The sequence below is a fragment of the Actinopolymorpha sp. B11F2 genome (assembly GCF_040195635.1).
Taxonomy (GTDB): Bacteria; Actinomycetota; Actinomycetes; order Propionibacteriales; family Actinopolymorphaceae; genus Thermasporomyces.
Genome location: NZ_JBEFTX010000025.1, coordinates 1 through 12,775, shown reverse-complemented (window position 1 = coordinate 12,775; position 12,775 = coordinate 1). Strand labels below are relative to the sequence as shown.

The following is a 12,775-nucleotide window of genomic DNA, read 5'->3' as shown; positions in this document are numbered from 1 at the left end:
GGTCTGCCGGCGACTGGCCGGGCTCGCTGTGGGAGCGGACGTCGCGTTGAGGGGCGCCCTCACTCCCCTGGTGTGCCCACCCATTCTCGTGCCGCGGCGGCGGCGTCGAGTGGGATCTGGTGGCCACCGTCGTGGCGGAAGACCTGCACCTGGACGGACCGGGTGAGCAGCGCCCTCTCCAGACGTACGACGGAATCGAGTGGTGCCATCGGGTCCCGGGTGCCGTTGGCGAGGAAGACCCGGCTGGCTGACAGGTCATGGTCGGGCGGGTCCGGCACCGGCATCATCGCGGCGAACAGCACCGCCTCGCGTAGCACGTCGGGGCGCAACAGCACCGTCGCGGTGGCGATGTTCGCGCCGTTGGAGAACCCGAGTGCGATGATCCGCCGGTTGCCCAGGGCGTACGCCTGCCGCGCGGCGACGACGAACTCGGCCAGTTGATGCGCGCGCGCGATCACGTCGTCGACGTCGAACACCCCCTCGGCGAGACGCCGGAACCACCGGGCGGCGCCGCGTTCAGAGACCGGGCCAGCCGGGGCGAGCACGCCCGCACCCGGCTGGAGGTAGCGCGCCAGCTCCATCAGGTCCTCCGGCGATCCGCCGGTGCCGTGGAGTGCGAGGACCACCGGCGCGGTCGGTTCGCCGGCCACGAACCGGTGCTCCAGGGAGAGCGACGCTGCCGCCGGCGAGGACGGTGCAGAGGACGACGGCGAGCCTGGGGTCGTCATGCCGGCCCACCCTGCGGCTGCGGCTCGGGGCGGGGATCGTTCTCACTGGGAAGGTTGAGCGTGGGCAGCATCGCTTCGATCTGCTCGCGGTTGGGCTCGAGCCATGGCGGCAGCTTGAGCGCCCGGCCGAGTTCGAGCAGCGGCTCGTCGATCGCGAAGCCGGGCTGGTCGGTCGCGATCTCCAGCAGCGTGCCGGCCGGTTCGCGGAAGTAGATGGAACGGAAGTACTGCCGGTCCATGATCGACGTCACCTGCACGCCGTCCTCGAGCAGCTCCTCGCGCCACGCCACCTGGGTCGCCTCGTCGGGCGCCCGCCACGCGACGTGGTGCACAGTGCCGACGGAGACCAGACCACGCGGGGCGTCGGGCGTGACGACGACGTCGACGTAGGCGCCAGGGCCACCCTCACCGGCGGCGAACCGGAACCGGTTCGCGCCCTCGCTGTCGTACCGCAGGCCAAGGCCGTCGACCAGCATCGCGGCGGTCGCCTCCTCGCGCGCCACCGACAGCGTCACCGAGTGCAGTCCGCGGATGGCGTGCTCACCGGGGACGAGTCCGGCGTTCCACGGGTCCCGCGGGTCGCCCTGAGGATGCGCGACGAGGGCGATGTCCAGGCCGTCCGGGTCGCGGAGGGTGAGGACCTCCTCCTGGTCGCGGTTGGTGACCTGGCTGACCTCGACGCCCTGCGACTGCAGGTGCTGCTTCCACCAGCCGATCGACGTCTCCGGTACGGAGAACGCCGTCGTCGTGGCCTGACCCACGCCTCGCCGCCCGCGCGGTGCGTCCCGCCAGGGGAAGAACGTGATCAGCGACCCGGGACGGCCCAGTTCGTCGCCGTAGTACAGGTGATAAGTGCCCGGATCGTCGAAGTTGACCGTGGTCTTCACGAGCCGCAGGCCGAGGGTGCGGAGATAGAAGTCGGCGTTGCGCTGCGGGTCACCACCGATCGCGGTGACGTGGTGCAGGCCGCTGGTCGTGAAGCCGCTGGACGTGGAACCACTGGCGTTGGAGTCGCTCGCCGTGGAACCGCTCGCCGTGGAACCGCTCGCCGTGGAGCCGCCAGACGTGGAACCGCTGGTCGCCGGGCCGCTGCCGCCGTGAGGGTTGCTGCCAGTCATGGTGGATCACCTTCAGGTCGTGGACCTCCCGGTCTCGGAGTCGACGATACGATCCATTTACCTTCCGCGCAAGATATCTGCTCGCAAGATGTTCGCGCGCTAGGCTTTCCTTGACCCGCGCGAGACCTCGCGAAAGGCGGCAGATGGGCGACGACGCACGCGACGCCATCGACGACGACGAGATCGTCACCTGGTGGGGCCTCGTGATCGAGGGCTACCTCGCCACCCAGGCGGGGCTGATGGACGAGATCGCCCAGCGCTTCGGCCTGGCACCGGCGCCGTTCGACATCCTGCTCCGGCTCGTACGGTCGCCCGACTTCCGGATGCCGATGACCCGGCTCGCACGGGAGGCGGCGCTGTCCAGCGGCGGCTTCACCAAGGTCGCAGACCGGCTCGTCGCCAGCCGGCTGATCCGGCGGGAGCCCTGCGACACCGACCGGAGAGTGATCTACGCCGTCCTCACCGACCACGGTCGCGAGGTCGCCGCACAAGCCCGGCACGCCTGCGCCGAGATCCTCCGCCGCCGGGTGCTGGGCCCACTCGGACCCGAGGCGTCCTCGGCGCTCGCCGCTGCCATGCGTACCCTCCGCGAAGCCAACACCCCACCGGCAGGACCGGCGCGGATCTGACGCGACGGCGGCGAATCGGACACGCCACGTGCCGGCTGTCCGAGAGGGAGGACCGTTTGGCGGTCCGCCAACATCCCCCAGGCGCTTCTCCTACCTGCGGTGCGCCACACCCCGCCACACGTACTTGAACGGCGTTCCCGTCCCCTCCTCCAGGATCTCCACCAGGTCGAGGGACTCCACCTCCCAGTCCCTCAGAAGCTCCCGCAGGTAGGCCTCGGAGAAGAACCTCATCAGACCGGCGCCCTGCTCGAGGACGAGATCGTCATCGACCTGGCGTACGACCGGATAGCGACGCGCCCGCAACGGGCGGTCCTCTCGCGCGTTGACGTGGAACAGGAACAACCCGCCCGGCCGCACGACCCGAGCGATCTCGGCGAAGATCGCGCGCGTCACCGCGGCGTCGAACCGGTGCAGCGCGACGTTGGACATCACCGCGTCGACGGCACCGTCCGGAAACGCCAACGGCTCCGCCATGTCGGCGACGAGGAACGTGGCCCGGGCGCCGAACTTCCGCCGCGCCTGGGCGATCGCCTCACCGGACAGGTCGAGAGCGGTGACGGCGCAACCGGCGTCGGCCAGCCGAGCGGCGTCGTTGCCGGTGCCGCACCCGAGCTCGAGAACGTGCGGCGCCCCACCCAGCTCACGCAGGGGCGCGAGAAACGGTTCGGTCCACCGCCCTTCCCAGTCGAGATCTCGGCCGGCCTCGCTGAGCGTACGAAAGTACTGATCCCAGTACTCCTCGGCGGCATCAGTGCCAGCGTCGGCGGCGCTCGGCTCACCCTCCACGACGGCACACTCCACGACGGCTCTCCCCACGACGGCTCGGGTGAACGTCAGGACTGGCGTGCGTCGCTCAACGACTCGGCCGCCAGGCCGTCCTCGGTGCCGGCCTTCGGCTCGTCCGACCCGGAATCGAGGCGGGCGTGCGCAACCACCGAGTGCAGCGCCCGCAACACCGCACCCGCCTCGGCCCCCCAGCTCGACAGGTAGGAGAACTGCCACCACCACAGGGCCTCGTCGATCCGTCCGGCTCGGTGGTGCTTCAGCCCGTGGACGAGCGCCGACGCGATACCGGCGAGATCGTCCGAGAGCCGACCGTGCAGGAGCTCGACCTGCTGGCCGTACGGATCGAACACCTCCGTGTAGACGTCCACATCGGCGAGGAGGTAGCCGAGGCGCTCGCGCAGCTCGTCGAGATCAGGATCGGGACCAGCGTCAGGCTCGAACCGCTCGACCGGCACGACATCGGTGATCGCACCGAGCCGGCCACCCGCCAACATGAGTTGGCTCACCTCGAGCAGCAGCATGGGGACCGCCGTCGCGTGGTGTTCCGCGCGCGCGATCTCGCGAAGCGCGATCAGGAAGCTCTCCACCTGGTCGGCGATCTCCTGCGCGAAGTCCTCGACATCGCTTTCTGGCACGTGCTCAACCCCCGGGTCTGTCGTCGTCATCGCATTCTCTCCCGCCGGTCCCCCGGCTCGGCTTACCTCTCCTGCGGTGTCCTGCGCGGTGTCCTGTGTGGTGATCTCCGTGGTGTGCTGCGTACTGGGATGCGTGGTCGTCCGGGTGGAGGTCCGCTGCCCCGACGCCCCGGCCTGTGTCGCCGGACGATCGTTGGTCGCCTCAGGCATCGAGCAACCTCCTTCCTTCGAACGCACGACCCAGCGTGACCTCATCGGCGTACTCCAGATCGCCACCCACCGGCAGCCCGCTCGCCAGCCTCGTGACCCGCAACCCCATCGGGCCGAGCAGGCGGGCGAGATAGGTTGCGGTGGCCTCACCTTCGAGATTCGGGTCGGTCGCCAGGATGACCTCCTGGACCGTACCGTCAGCGAGGCGGGTCATCAGCTCGCGGACGCGAAGGTCGTCGGGGCCGATCCCCTCGATCGGGCTGATCGCTCCACCGAGGACGTGATAGCGGCCGCGGAACTCCCGGGTCCGTTCGATCGCCACGACGTCCTTCGGTTCCTCGACGACGCAGAGTACGGCCGGGTCGCGTCGGGCGTCACGGCAGATCCGGCACTGCTCCTCCTCAGCGACATTGCCGCATACGTCGCAGAACCGGATCTTCTCCTTGACCTGGACGAGTGCATCGGCGAGCCGGCGTACGTCGATCGCGTCGGCGGCGAGCAGGTAGAACGCGATGCGTTGCGCGCCCTTGGGGCCGATGCCGGGCAGACGGGCGAGCTCGTCGATGAGGTCCTGAACGACACCTTCGTACACTCTGCGACCTCTGCTCTCTCCGCCGGCGCTCGGGTGTTACTGGCCGGGTAGCCCGAGCCCGCCGGGCAGGCCGCCGAGTCCTTCGGCGAGTGGGCCCAGCTTCTGTGACGCCACGGACTTGGCGTTGTTGCCGGCGTCGAGCACCGCCGCGACCACCAGGTCGGCGAGGGTCTCGGTGTCGTCGGGGTCGCAGGCCTCGGGCTTGATCTCGAGGCGCTGCAACTCGCCCACGCCGTTGACCGTCGCAGTGACCAGTCCGCCGCCGGAGGTGCCTTTGACCTCGGTCTGGGCCAGCTCGTCCTGCGCTGACATCAGGTCCTGCTGCATCTGCTGAGCCTGCTGCAGGAGCTGCTGCATGTCGGGCGTTCCGCCAGGGAACACGATGATCTCCCTCGTCTCGGCCACAGCTGGAGTCTCGTCCCGGTGGACCGGTCTGGACGAGATGGTGCGGGCGGGATGACTGCGTAGGTCGAGCCTACGATGCCCCACCCCCACGGGGGGTGAGACCCCCGATCGCGCACGGATCCGTGGTTGGGGCGGTTGCCGGCCGGACGCCCGCTGGTGAGGGCGCTCCCGTTCAACTGGTCCGTACGCGGTGCAAGCTTTTGTCCACAGCGGCGCGATCGGCGTAGTTGTCCACAGGCTCAGCTCGCACCGCCTCCCTCCAGCCTCGCTCACCCAACGATGGGACGCACCGCCGCCGGCACCCCTAGTCCAGTGCCGCCGGCACGACGACTCTTCGTGGAGGACAAGATGTTCACGACAACGAGACTCACCTGTGCCTCGATCGTCATCGGGGTCGCAGCGACCGTCCTGGCGCAGGTGTCCGTCGCCTCGCCGGCGACGGCGGCGATGCCACCCGACCGGCCGGGGGCCCGTCGGCTCGCGCCACGCTAGATGCCGGTTCCGGTGGGAGCAGAGCAGGTTCCGAGGCGGAGCAGGAAGGCCGTGACGTGGTCGACGACAGCGTCCCGCGCATCCTTGACGGGTTCGAGATCGGCTTCCTTCCCGACGGGTTGGGTCCGCATGTCTCCGATTTCACCTACGAATGGGAAGGCGTCACGCACCGCAGCCGGGTCTGGGAGCGCGGACCTGACGACTCAGGGAGCTATTCCGTCGACCTCACGGTCAAGACCCTGCGCAGCACGTCACTCAGCGATCTGAAGGCTCTCCGCGACTACCTCGCCGACTACCGCGAGCGCGGCGATGAGTGGCCGCTCGAGCCGTTCGAGCACCACGGCCACCCGGGCTACCGGAGCGGAGATCAGGTGTTCTGGCTTCAGGCGCCTGGCGTCGCCGTGTCGGTCACGATCGACAGCGCGCGATTCACCGACCGGGACCTCACGAGGACGGCCCTCGGGATCCGTCCTGCGATCGACTGAGGTCGGTGCTCGCGGCAGGGGCCTCCGGCCCAGCATCAGCAGTCGGAGTCCCCAGCGGCACCTCCGTCGACGTTGCGACGACCGTTCCTTCGCCCTGTTTCCAGCGGGTCTCCGGCATGCGCAGCGCGAGCAGCGGACCGAAGACGAGAATCCCCGCGGTGGCGCCGAAGGCCGCACCGAACGACAAGCTGTCCGCGAGCAGTCCCGCCACGAGCGGACCGACGATCGCACCCAGGTCCGCCGCCATCTGGAAGGCCGCCACCAACTGCCCGCTGCGACCTCGCACCACATCGCCCACGACGGCACCCGGAGCGACGCCCAGATAGGCCGATCCGACGCCGAACAACGCCATAGCCAGCAGGTAGGTCGGTAGAGCGGTCGAGAACGTCACGATCAACATCGCAGCCATCGAGAGGAGGCCACCCATGATCATGGCCGGCCGACGCCCCACCGTGTCGACGAAGCGTCCGGCCGGGAGCAGGAGGGCTGTCTGCACTGCCGAGCCGACGAGGAACCCGATGCCGATCCAGATCGCGCCGAGCTTGATGCCTTCGATGACGAAGAGGGGTACGAGGCTCGACCGGACACCGAACAGCGCCCACCCAGTGCCGAGGTTGCAGACGAGTGCGGCTTGGTAGGCCTTGTTGCGGAACGCCTCGCGAAGTGTGGTCCGTTCCGAAATCGCGTCCGGGTGGTTGCCTCGCTCCTGGTCATGCAGCGTCGCCTTGGCAAGGAACATCATGCCGATCAGGCCCGCGACGGTCAGGGCGGCCCCGTAGACGAAGAACGGAAGCCGGGTCGACACATCGGTGAGGAACCCGCCGACAACCGGACCCATCAACCCACCGATGAGAAAGCCCGCCTGCCAGAGACCGCTGGCGCGTCCACGAAGCTCTGCGGGAGTGACCCTCAACAGCAACGACACGGCGGCGACGGTGAACATCGCGCTGCCGATTCCCCCGACCGCGCGGAGAAGGAGGAGTTGGAGGTAGTTCTGGGAGAGTCCGGCGAGGGCCGTCGACCCGGCGACGAAGAACATCCCCACCGTAAGGACCTTGCGCTCTCCCCACCGGTCGACCAACCGTCCACCGCTCAGGGCGGAGACGAACCGCATGAACGCAAAGGCCGAGATGACCGCCGCGGCGGCCGTGTGGCCGACCCCGAACTGGCGCGCGAAAACGGGGATGGCCGGAGCTACGACCCCAAACCCGATGGCTACCGCGAACGAGATGGCTGCGAGGATCGGGACCTCGCGGGGCATACCTGAAAAGGGATTTGAAGGTCTCCGCACAACTTCTCATGGTTTCACACCGGTAAGAGCCACTATGCGGTGCACGGCATAACTGGTCAGATGATCGGACAGATCCTCCGTGGAGGCGTCCACCGGCCTGGCAATCCGCCCGGTGGCGGCGAGGAGTAGCTGGGCGACCCGTTGTACGCCCTGGCGCACGGGCGGATGGCCTTGGTCCGGCGGGGATGGCGGCCCGCGAGTGGCCCGATGTGGGTGGCTCAGGGGACGGCCTGCCCGTCAGGTTGCGGGAAGCTCCTCGATCACCTCGGCGCCGAACTCCCGGACCAGGAGTTCGGTTTGCGAGGCCGGTGAGTCCGAGACTGTCCCGTCGGTGTCAGGGTCGACGTCGCCGTCCGGGTCATGGGGGGGTTCGTCGGCGGGCTGACCTTGGCTCGCGACGCCGCGTCGGCCACGGCCGGGACGTCCGGAGGATGCCGAACCGCCGGTATTCTCGCCGCGCCCCGAGTCCGCGCCTCCAGCTCTGGCCGACGTTTGCGTACGTGCCCCGCCCCGTGCCGCGGAAGCCCCACCCAGCGGTTCGGAGTGCGTCCCGCCAGCGGCTTGGTGCGTGTGTGCGCGGCGCTGCTCGGGGTCAGCCGCTGGAACGGATCGCGGCGCGCCTGAACCGCCCACCCCGCCGTCGGATCCGCCGGGTCTACCGCCGCGTCCGGTAGGCCCACCTCCCGAACCCCCTGCGGAGCTGGCTTCATCCGCGCCACGTGCTCCACCGTCCACTGCCGCGCTACCGCTCGGGGTAGCGCCCGAGGCCGCGCGTCCACGGGCGGAGCCGCCTCCCAGCGAGCCTCCCCAGTCCGACCCACTACCGCTCCAGCCGCTGCCGTCACCCGGCGTATCGCCAGCCGGACCGCCCCCGTCGGTGCCACCACCACCAGTGGGGCGGCCGCCACCGGTCGGGCCGCCGCCAGTCGGGCCGCCACCGGTCGGGCCGCCGCCGGTCGGGCCGGCCGCGGTCGGTCCACCCCCAGTGCCTGAGCTACCGGAGCCCCCGGCTGACGGGTCGATGACCGGCTCCACCCGCCAGTCGACCCCGAGCACCTCGCGGAGCGCATTCCGGAGGACCTCATCACTTCCGCTGCGGGCGAAGGAGTCACGCGCACCGGAATTGATGAGACCGATCGTGAGGACATCATTATGGAGACCGGTGACCTGCGCGTTCTGGCTGAGCATCACCCAGGCGAAGCGGCGCGCATTCTTGACGGTCTCGAGGACATCCGGCCACAGCCTGCGTACGTCGGCGAGACTCATCCCACTCGACCCGCTGGACCCACCGGCCGACGCAGGATCCACGGCCTTGACGGGTGAGGGGCTCACTGGTCGGGCCTCGGCGGCCGGGGCCGCTGACCGTCCCGCGTCCGCTGCGGAGACTCCGGTGTCGACCGGCACTGACTGGTTTCCCGATGCCCGCGCCGGCTCGCTGCCCTGCTCCTCGGCTCGCTGCCCCGCCGCTCGCGGGCCGCTGCCGTGCCGGTCGGTACTCCCCGGCGGCGACTCGGCCGGATGGTCGCCGCCCCGATCCTGCGCCTGCCGGCTGTGGGGATCCACGCCTCGGGATCTTTGGTCCTGAGCGGACCGTTCTGACCGTTCCCGTGACGACGATGCCGGGGCACCAGATGGGGTGTCCGGCGCACTGGCCTGCCCGCTGGTCCCCATGATCGACATCCGGCGTTCGATCCGGTCCAGCCGTGCATAGATGCCCTGCTCAGAATGGTCTGCGGCGGGAAGCAGCATGCGGGCGCATATCAGCTCGAGATGCAGGCGAGGTGCCGTCGCACCGCGCATCTCGGTCAGCCCGGCGTTGAGTACGTCCGCCGCCCGGCTGAGGTCGGCGGCACCGAAGCGGGCGGCCTGCCCGGTCAGGCGTTCGGCCTGGTCGGGCGGCCCCTCCAGGAGTCCACGAGCCGCGGCGTCGGGTATCGCCGACACCACCACGAGGTCGCGGAGGCGGCGGAGGAGGTCTTCGGCGAACCGGCGCGGGTCCTGCCCGGACTCGATCACCTTGTCGATCACGGCGAAGACGCCGGCGCCGTCACCCGCCGCGAACGCGTCGACGACCTCGTCCAGCAACGCCTCGTGGGTGTAGCCGAGCAGCGCCACCGCGCGGGCGTAGGTCACGCCATCCTCGCCCGCACCGCCCATGAGCTGGTCCAGCACCGACAGGGTGTCGCGGACGGACCCACCACCCGCCCGCACCACCAGCGGCAGTGCGCCCGGGTCGACGGTGACCCCCTCCCGCGTGCACAACTCGGCGAGGTAGTCCTGGAGCAGCTTCGGGGGTACCAGCCGGAAGGGGTAGTGATGCGTACGCGACCTGATCGTCCCGATCACCTTGTCGGGTTCGGTGGTGGCGAAGATGAACTTCAGGTGATCGGGAGGCTCTTCGACCAGCTTGAGCAGGGCGTTGAAACCCTGGGTGGTCACCATGTGCGCCTCGTCGACGATGTAGATCTTGTGGCGCGCGGCGACCGGGGCGAAGAACGCGCGCTCCCTCAGGTCGCGGGCGTCGTCGACACCGCCATGGCTCGCGGCGTCGATCTCGATCACGTCGATGCTGCCCGGACCTCCACGGGCGAGGTCGAGACAACTCTGGCAGGTGCCGCAGGGTTCGGGGGTCGGACCCTTCTCACAATTGAGGCAGCGCGCGAGAATCCGGGCGCTGGTCGTCTTGCCGCAACCGCGTGGGCCGGAGAAGAGGTACGCATGGTGGACGCGGTTGTTGCGCAGCGCTTGTTGGAGAGGCTCGGTGACATGGGACTGCCCGATCACCTCGGCATAGGTCTCGGGCCGGTAGCGACGGTAGAGAGCGAGCGGCGCTTCCATCCAACGAACCCTAGTCCGGTCCACCGACTACTCGGCCCGCCCGGGTACACGCGACGCACCAGGGCGGCACATCAGCGACGCCACGGGCACGGCCACGGCGACGGCGCGCACTCAGCCCTGCCGCCAAGACTCCGCGATGCGCGGCGCGGGGGACCTTGCCGGCATGCGGCCAAGACACAGGGGGCGTGCCGCGACTGGAACGGGCGGCGGCAACGAAGGACTCCCCGCGCACCCGGTAGAGCTTGCTTACCCTTGCTGCCTTCCGGCCCTGGGGGGATTGGGCAAGTTGCCGCCGCGCGGGGAGCCGCGCAGCAGTCTACGCGAGGCCCGGACGCCTCATCGGGCACCCGCGACTCTGGAGCGTCGCCGTCGCTCACGCCCCGGGGCCGGTTCGGCCTGCCGGCACCCGAGCGGGTAATCTCTCGCGCGGAGGATTCGCCTAGTTGGCCTAGGGCGCACGCTTGGAAAGCGTGTTGAGGGCAACCTCTCAGGGGTTCGAATCCCCTATCCTCCGCCAGTCTCCTAGAGCAAACAGAAGCCACGTTTCGCAGGTCAGAGCGTGCTTCCGACCTCCGGAGCACGACCGACAGAGGGGCCGGACGCTCAGCGTCCGGCCCTCTGCATGTTCCAGGGTCTCAACGAGGGTCTCAACGGCCCTCTCAGGCAGGCATAAGAACCCCACCGGCTCACCTGACCCCCAGGTCCTCTCAGGGAGGGGACGCCGGACTCCTCGCCTATGCCGCCACGGTGTCGGCGACGACACAGGCGATGTTGTCGGGGGCGCCCTGGGCGTAGGCGAGATCGATCAGTTCCTGTACAGCTTCCTCGGGACTGTCGGTATCGGTAAGTGCTGTTTGCAGCTCGGTTCGGTCGACGACAGTCGATAACCCGTCGGAGTACAGCAGGTAGCGGTCGCCCTCAATCGCTGTCCGCAGTGCCAGGTCCGCCTCGACCTGGCCGTCGCCAGCACCAAGGGCCCGCACTAGCAGCCCTCGCTGCGGGTGCGAGCCGGCCTGGTCGCGGCCGAGCTTGCCCTGATCAACTAGCGACTGCACGTAGCTGTGGTCTTGAGTCAGTTGGAACAGCTCACCGCCGCGCAACAGGTATGCCCGGGTGTCGCCGACGTGCACCAGCGCCAGCTGGGAGCCGGACCGGAGGAGAGCCGTCAGCGTCGTGATCGGCTGCTGGTCGCCTACCACAGTTTTGCGCACCTTGCGGTCGGCTTCGGTTACTGCTCCGGCCAGCATGGTGAGCAGTTGAGCAGCCTGCCCACCGGACAGTTCCAGCGGCTTGAGGGCGTCAATGGCAGCGGTGCTGGCGGCGGCGCTGTCTGGGCCCCCGTCGGCGACGGCCAGTAGTCGCTCGCCGGCGTAGGCGGCGTCATCGTTGCTGCCCCGCACGGCGCCGCTGTCGGTGCGGGCGGCGTAGCGGACGGTGAGGGTGGGGTTGGTGTCAGGCATGGGCGTGCTCCTTCCGGACAGGTAGTCGACGAGGAAGATGGCAAGGCGTTCACGGGTGGCCGTGTCGGCGACGACCTGCTGCCAGTACGTGTTGATCGCGTCTGCCGCCGCAGCAGGGTCCAGTTCAGTGACTGTGCGGATGTCGGTCAGTGGCATGCCGAGTCGGCGGAGTGAGGCGACCAGGCGGGCCCGTTCCAGTTGCGCCGGGTCGTAGTACCGGTATCCAGACTCGGGATCTACTGCAGTCGGCGGTAGCAGGTCCAACCGGTCGTACAGGCGCAGCGCTCTCGGCGTCAGGCCCGCCGCCTTAGCAAACTCCCCGATAGTGAGTAGCTCCACCTCAACATCCTCCTCGTACCGGTCATTTCGACCGGCGCACACCAGCCTGCGGCCTTTCCCAACGTCAAGGTCAAGGTTCGAAGGAGGCTCCTCCGCAAGAATGTGACGCGGGGAGCCCGAAGGGATCCGGGTGGCTAGGAGTCGCTAGGAGGCGTCACCGCGCTGAACAGATCGCGCATGGAGACCGCCTCCGTTCGTGCCCCGAGATCCGCGTCCGGCTAGCACAATAGGTGCCTGACGATCACGCACTAACGCAGCTCCACTCGAACCTCGTTCGGGTCGTCACCCTCCGCCTCCGTGGCCGCCCAGAGCAGTCCGCCGACCCGTTCGGCGATGTCCATACGGACAGGCGCAGTGATGTGCTGGTACCGCTTGACCATCGATGACGAGGACCAGCCCATCACGTCCATGACAGCCCGCTCGGGTACGCCGAGCAGTAGCAGGAACGTCGCGGCCGTGTGCCGGACATCGTGCAGTCGGCCGTCACGAATCCCGGCAGTAGCCAGGATCTCTTTCCACTCCCGGTAGTCCATGTTCGGGCTGAGCGCCTCTCCGGTTCGCTTGGCGAAGACCCACCCCTCGTCCTTCCAGAGCTGCCGGGCCCGTGTCCTTTCGGCTGCCTGCTCTTTCCAGTGCTCCTCCGCCGCTGGAGCCATCACGGTGCGTGCCCCGCGGGTCAACGACAAGCGCCTCGGTCCCGACACTGGGGTGCGGAAGCGGTTCTCCTCTGCGATCCTGCCGGCTTGGTCGCGTAAGTCTCCCAAGGT

General features: G+C 69.2%; 13 protein-coding genes, 1 tRNA gene, 1 other RNA gene and 1 pseudogene. 5 read left to right on the top strand and 11 right to left on the bottom strand.

Annotation, left to right across the window (positions count from 1 at the left end; translation table 11 throughout):
• Nucleotides 1-59: 59 nt before the first annotated feature.
• Both ABN034_RS31300 and ABN034_RS31295 read right to left on the bottom strand, forming a co-directional pair.
• Entirely contained in the window at nucleotides 60-728 is a 669-nt protein-coding gene (locus ABN034_RS31300; protein WP_349694577.1) for an alpha/beta hydrolase, read from the bottom strand.
• Nucleotides 725-1,846 carry a ring-cleaving dioxygenase gene (locus tag ABN034_RS31295; protein WP_349694576.1) on the bottom strand — a complete coding sequence of 374 codons (1,122 nt, stop codon included), beginning with the start codon at nucleotides 1,844-1,846 and terminating at the stop codon, nucleotides 725-727. Before ABN034_RS31295 ends, ABN034_RS31300 begins: the two co-directional genes overlap by 4 nt.
• Nucleotides 1,847-1,989: 143 nt before the next feature.
• Here ABN034_RS31295 and ABN034_RS31290 point away from each other — a divergent pair, with 143 nt between their 5' ends.
• Nucleotides 1,990-2,475, top strand: a complete 486-nt coding sequence (locus ABN034_RS31290; RefSeq protein ID WP_349694575.1) for a MarR family winged helix-turn-helix transcriptional regulator — start codon at nucleotides 1,990-1,992, stop codon at nucleotides 2,473-2,475.
• Nucleotides 2,476-2,565: 90 nt separating this feature from the next.
• On the opposite strand, the gene ABN034_RS31285 is transcribed toward ABN034_RS31290, so the two are convergent.
• Genes ABN034_RS31285 through ABN034_RS31270 form a run of 4 tightly spaced genes read right to left on the bottom strand, consistent with a single transcriptional unit; the run spans nucleotide 2,566 to nucleotide 5,055 of the window.
• A complete protein-coding gene (locus ABN034_RS31285; RefSeq protein WP_349694574.1) occupies nucleotides 2,566-3,276 on the bottom strand; it encodes a class I SAM-dependent methyltransferase in 711 nt (236 codons plus the stop codon).
• A gap of 32 nt (nucleotides 3,277-3,308) precedes the next feature.
• Nucleotides 3,309-4,106: a DUF5063 domain-containing protein gene (locus ABN034_RS31280; RefSeq protein ID WP_349694573.1), complete on the bottom strand. Its 798-nt coding sequence runs from the start codon at nucleotides 4,104-4,106 to the stop codon at nucleotides 3,309-3,311.
• Nucleotides 4,099-4,698, bottom strand: coding sequence for a recombination mediator RecR (gene recR / locus ABN034_RS31275; RefSeq protein WP_349694572.1), 600 nt, complete (start codon nucleotides 4,696-4,698; stop codon nucleotides 4,099-4,101). Before recR ends, ABN034_RS31280 begins: the two co-directional genes overlap by 8 nt.
• A 36-nt stretch (nucleotides 4,699-4,734) precedes the next feature.
• Nucleotides 4,735-5,055 (bottom strand): YbaB/EbfC family nucleoid-associated protein, encoded by a 321-nt coding sequence (locus ABN034_RS31270; protein ID WP_349325971.1) that lies wholly within the window; start codon nucleotides 5,053-5,055, stop codon nucleotides 4,735-4,737.
• A gap of 396 nt (nucleotides 5,056-5,451) precedes the next feature.
• On the opposite strand from ABN034_RS31270, the gene ABN034_RS31265 reads away from it, so the two are divergent.
• Nucleotides 5,452-5,595 carry a hypothetical protein gene (locus ABN034_RS31265; RefSeq protein ID WP_349694571.1) on the top strand — a complete coding sequence of 48 codons (144 nt, stop codon included), beginning with the start codon at nucleotides 5,452-5,454 and terminating at the stop codon, nucleotides 5,593-5,595.
• A gap of 56 nt (nucleotides 5,596-5,651) precedes the next feature.
• Complete coding sequence (locus ABN034_RS31260) at nucleotides 5,652-6,080, top strand: hypothetical protein (RefSeq protein ID WP_349694570.1); 429 nt, start codon at nucleotides 5,652-5,654, stop codon at nucleotides 6,078-6,080.
• Here the strand turns inward: ABN034_RS31260 and ABN034_RS31255 are convergent.
• The 3 genes from ABN034_RS31255 to ffs all read right to left on the bottom strand — a co-directional run bounded on the left by ABN034_RS31255 (nucleotide 6,040) and on the right by ffs (nucleotide 10,518).
• Nucleotides 6,040-7,341 (bottom strand): MFS transporter, encoded by a 1,302-nt coding sequence (locus ABN034_RS31255; protein ID WP_349694569.1) that lies wholly within the window; start codon nucleotides 7,339-7,341, stop codon nucleotides 6,040-6,042. The two genes, ABN034_RS31260 and ABN034_RS31255, sit on opposite strands and share 41 nt — an antisense overlap.
• Before the next feature lie 267 nt (nucleotides 7,342-7,608).
• Nucleotides 7,609-10,209: a DNA polymerase III subunit gamma and tau gene (locus ABN034_RS31250; RefSeq protein ID WP_349694568.1), complete on the bottom strand. Its 2,601-nt coding sequence runs from the start codon at nucleotides 10,207-10,209 to the stop codon at nucleotides 7,609-7,611.
• A 212-nt stretch (nucleotides 10,210-10,421) separates the two neighbouring features.
• An RNA gene (ffs, locus tag ABN034_RS31245) (signal recognition particle sRNA small type) lies at nucleotides 10,422-10,518 on the bottom strand.
• 119 nt (nucleotides 10,519-10,637) lie between these two features.
• Between ffs and ABN034_RS31240 the strand changes: the two genes are divergently transcribed.
• Nucleotides 10,638-10,726: transfer RNA gene (locus ABN034_RS31240), tRNA-Ser, on the top strand.
• A gap of 217 nt (nucleotides 10,727-10,943) precedes the next feature.
• Here the strand turns inward: ABN034_RS31240 and ABN034_RS31235 are convergent.
• Nucleotides 10,944-12,008 carry a MerR family transcriptional regulator gene (locus tag ABN034_RS31235; protein WP_349694567.1) on the bottom strand — a complete coding sequence of 355 codons (1,065 nt, stop codon included), beginning with the start codon at nucleotides 12,006-12,008 and terminating at the stop codon, nucleotides 10,944-10,946.
• Nucleotides 12,009-12,256: 248 nt separating this feature from the next.
• Entirely contained in the window at nucleotides 12,257-12,664 is a 408-nt protein-coding gene (locus ABN034_RS31230; protein ID WP_349694566.1) for a tyrosine-type recombinase/integrase, read from the bottom strand.
• Between ABN034_RS31230 and ABN034_RS31225 the strand changes: the two are divergent.
• Nucleotides 12,648-12,775 (top strand): annotated as a pseudogene (locus tag ABN034_RS31225) (IS256 family transposase); the annotation flags it as partial. The gene ABN034_RS31230 and the pseudogene ABN034_RS31225 sit on opposite strands and share 17 nt — an antisense overlap.

What these genes read in the sequence shown, in the direction of transcription:
- ABN034_RS31255 (WP_349694569.1), bottom strand. Translation starts at nt 7,341, where the DNA reads ATGCCCCGCGAGGTCCCGATCCTCGCAGCCATCTCGTTCGCGGTAGCC.
- ABN034_RS31230 (WP_349694566.1), bottom strand. Translation starts at nt 12,664, where the DNA reads ATGGCTCCAGCGGCGGAGGAGCACTGGAAAGAGCAGGCAGCCGAAAGG.
- ABN034_RS31300 (WP_349694577.1), bottom strand. Translation starts at nt 728, where the DNA reads ATGACGACCCCAGGCTCGCCGTCGTCCTCTGCACCGTCCTCGCCGGCG.
- ABN034_RS31290 (WP_349694575.1), top strand. Translation starts at nt 1,990, where the DNA reads ATGGGCGACGACGCACGCGACGCCATCGACGACGACGAGATCGTCACC.
- ABN034_RS31295 (WP_349694576.1), bottom strand. Translation starts at nt 1,846, where the DNA reads ATGACTGGCAGCAACCCTCACGGCGGCAGCGGCCCGGCGACCAGCGGT.
- ABN034_RS31280 (WP_349694573.1), bottom strand. Translation starts at nt 4,106, where the DNA reads ATGCCTGAGGCGACCAACGATCGTCCGGCGACACAGGCCGGGGCGTCG.
- ABN034_RS31270 (WP_349325971.1), bottom strand. Translation starts at nt 5,055, where the DNA reads ATGCAGCAGCTCCTGCAGCAGGCTCAGCAGATGCAGCAGGACCTGATG.
- ABN034_RS31265 (WP_349694571.1), top strand. Translation starts at nt 5,452, where the DNA reads ATGTTCACGACAACGAGACTCACCTGTGCCTCGATCGTCATCGGGGTC.
- ABN034_RS31250 (WP_349694568.1), bottom strand. Translation starts at nt 10,209, where the DNA reads ATGGAAGCGCCGCTCGCTCTCTACCGTCGCTACCGGCCCGAGACCTAT.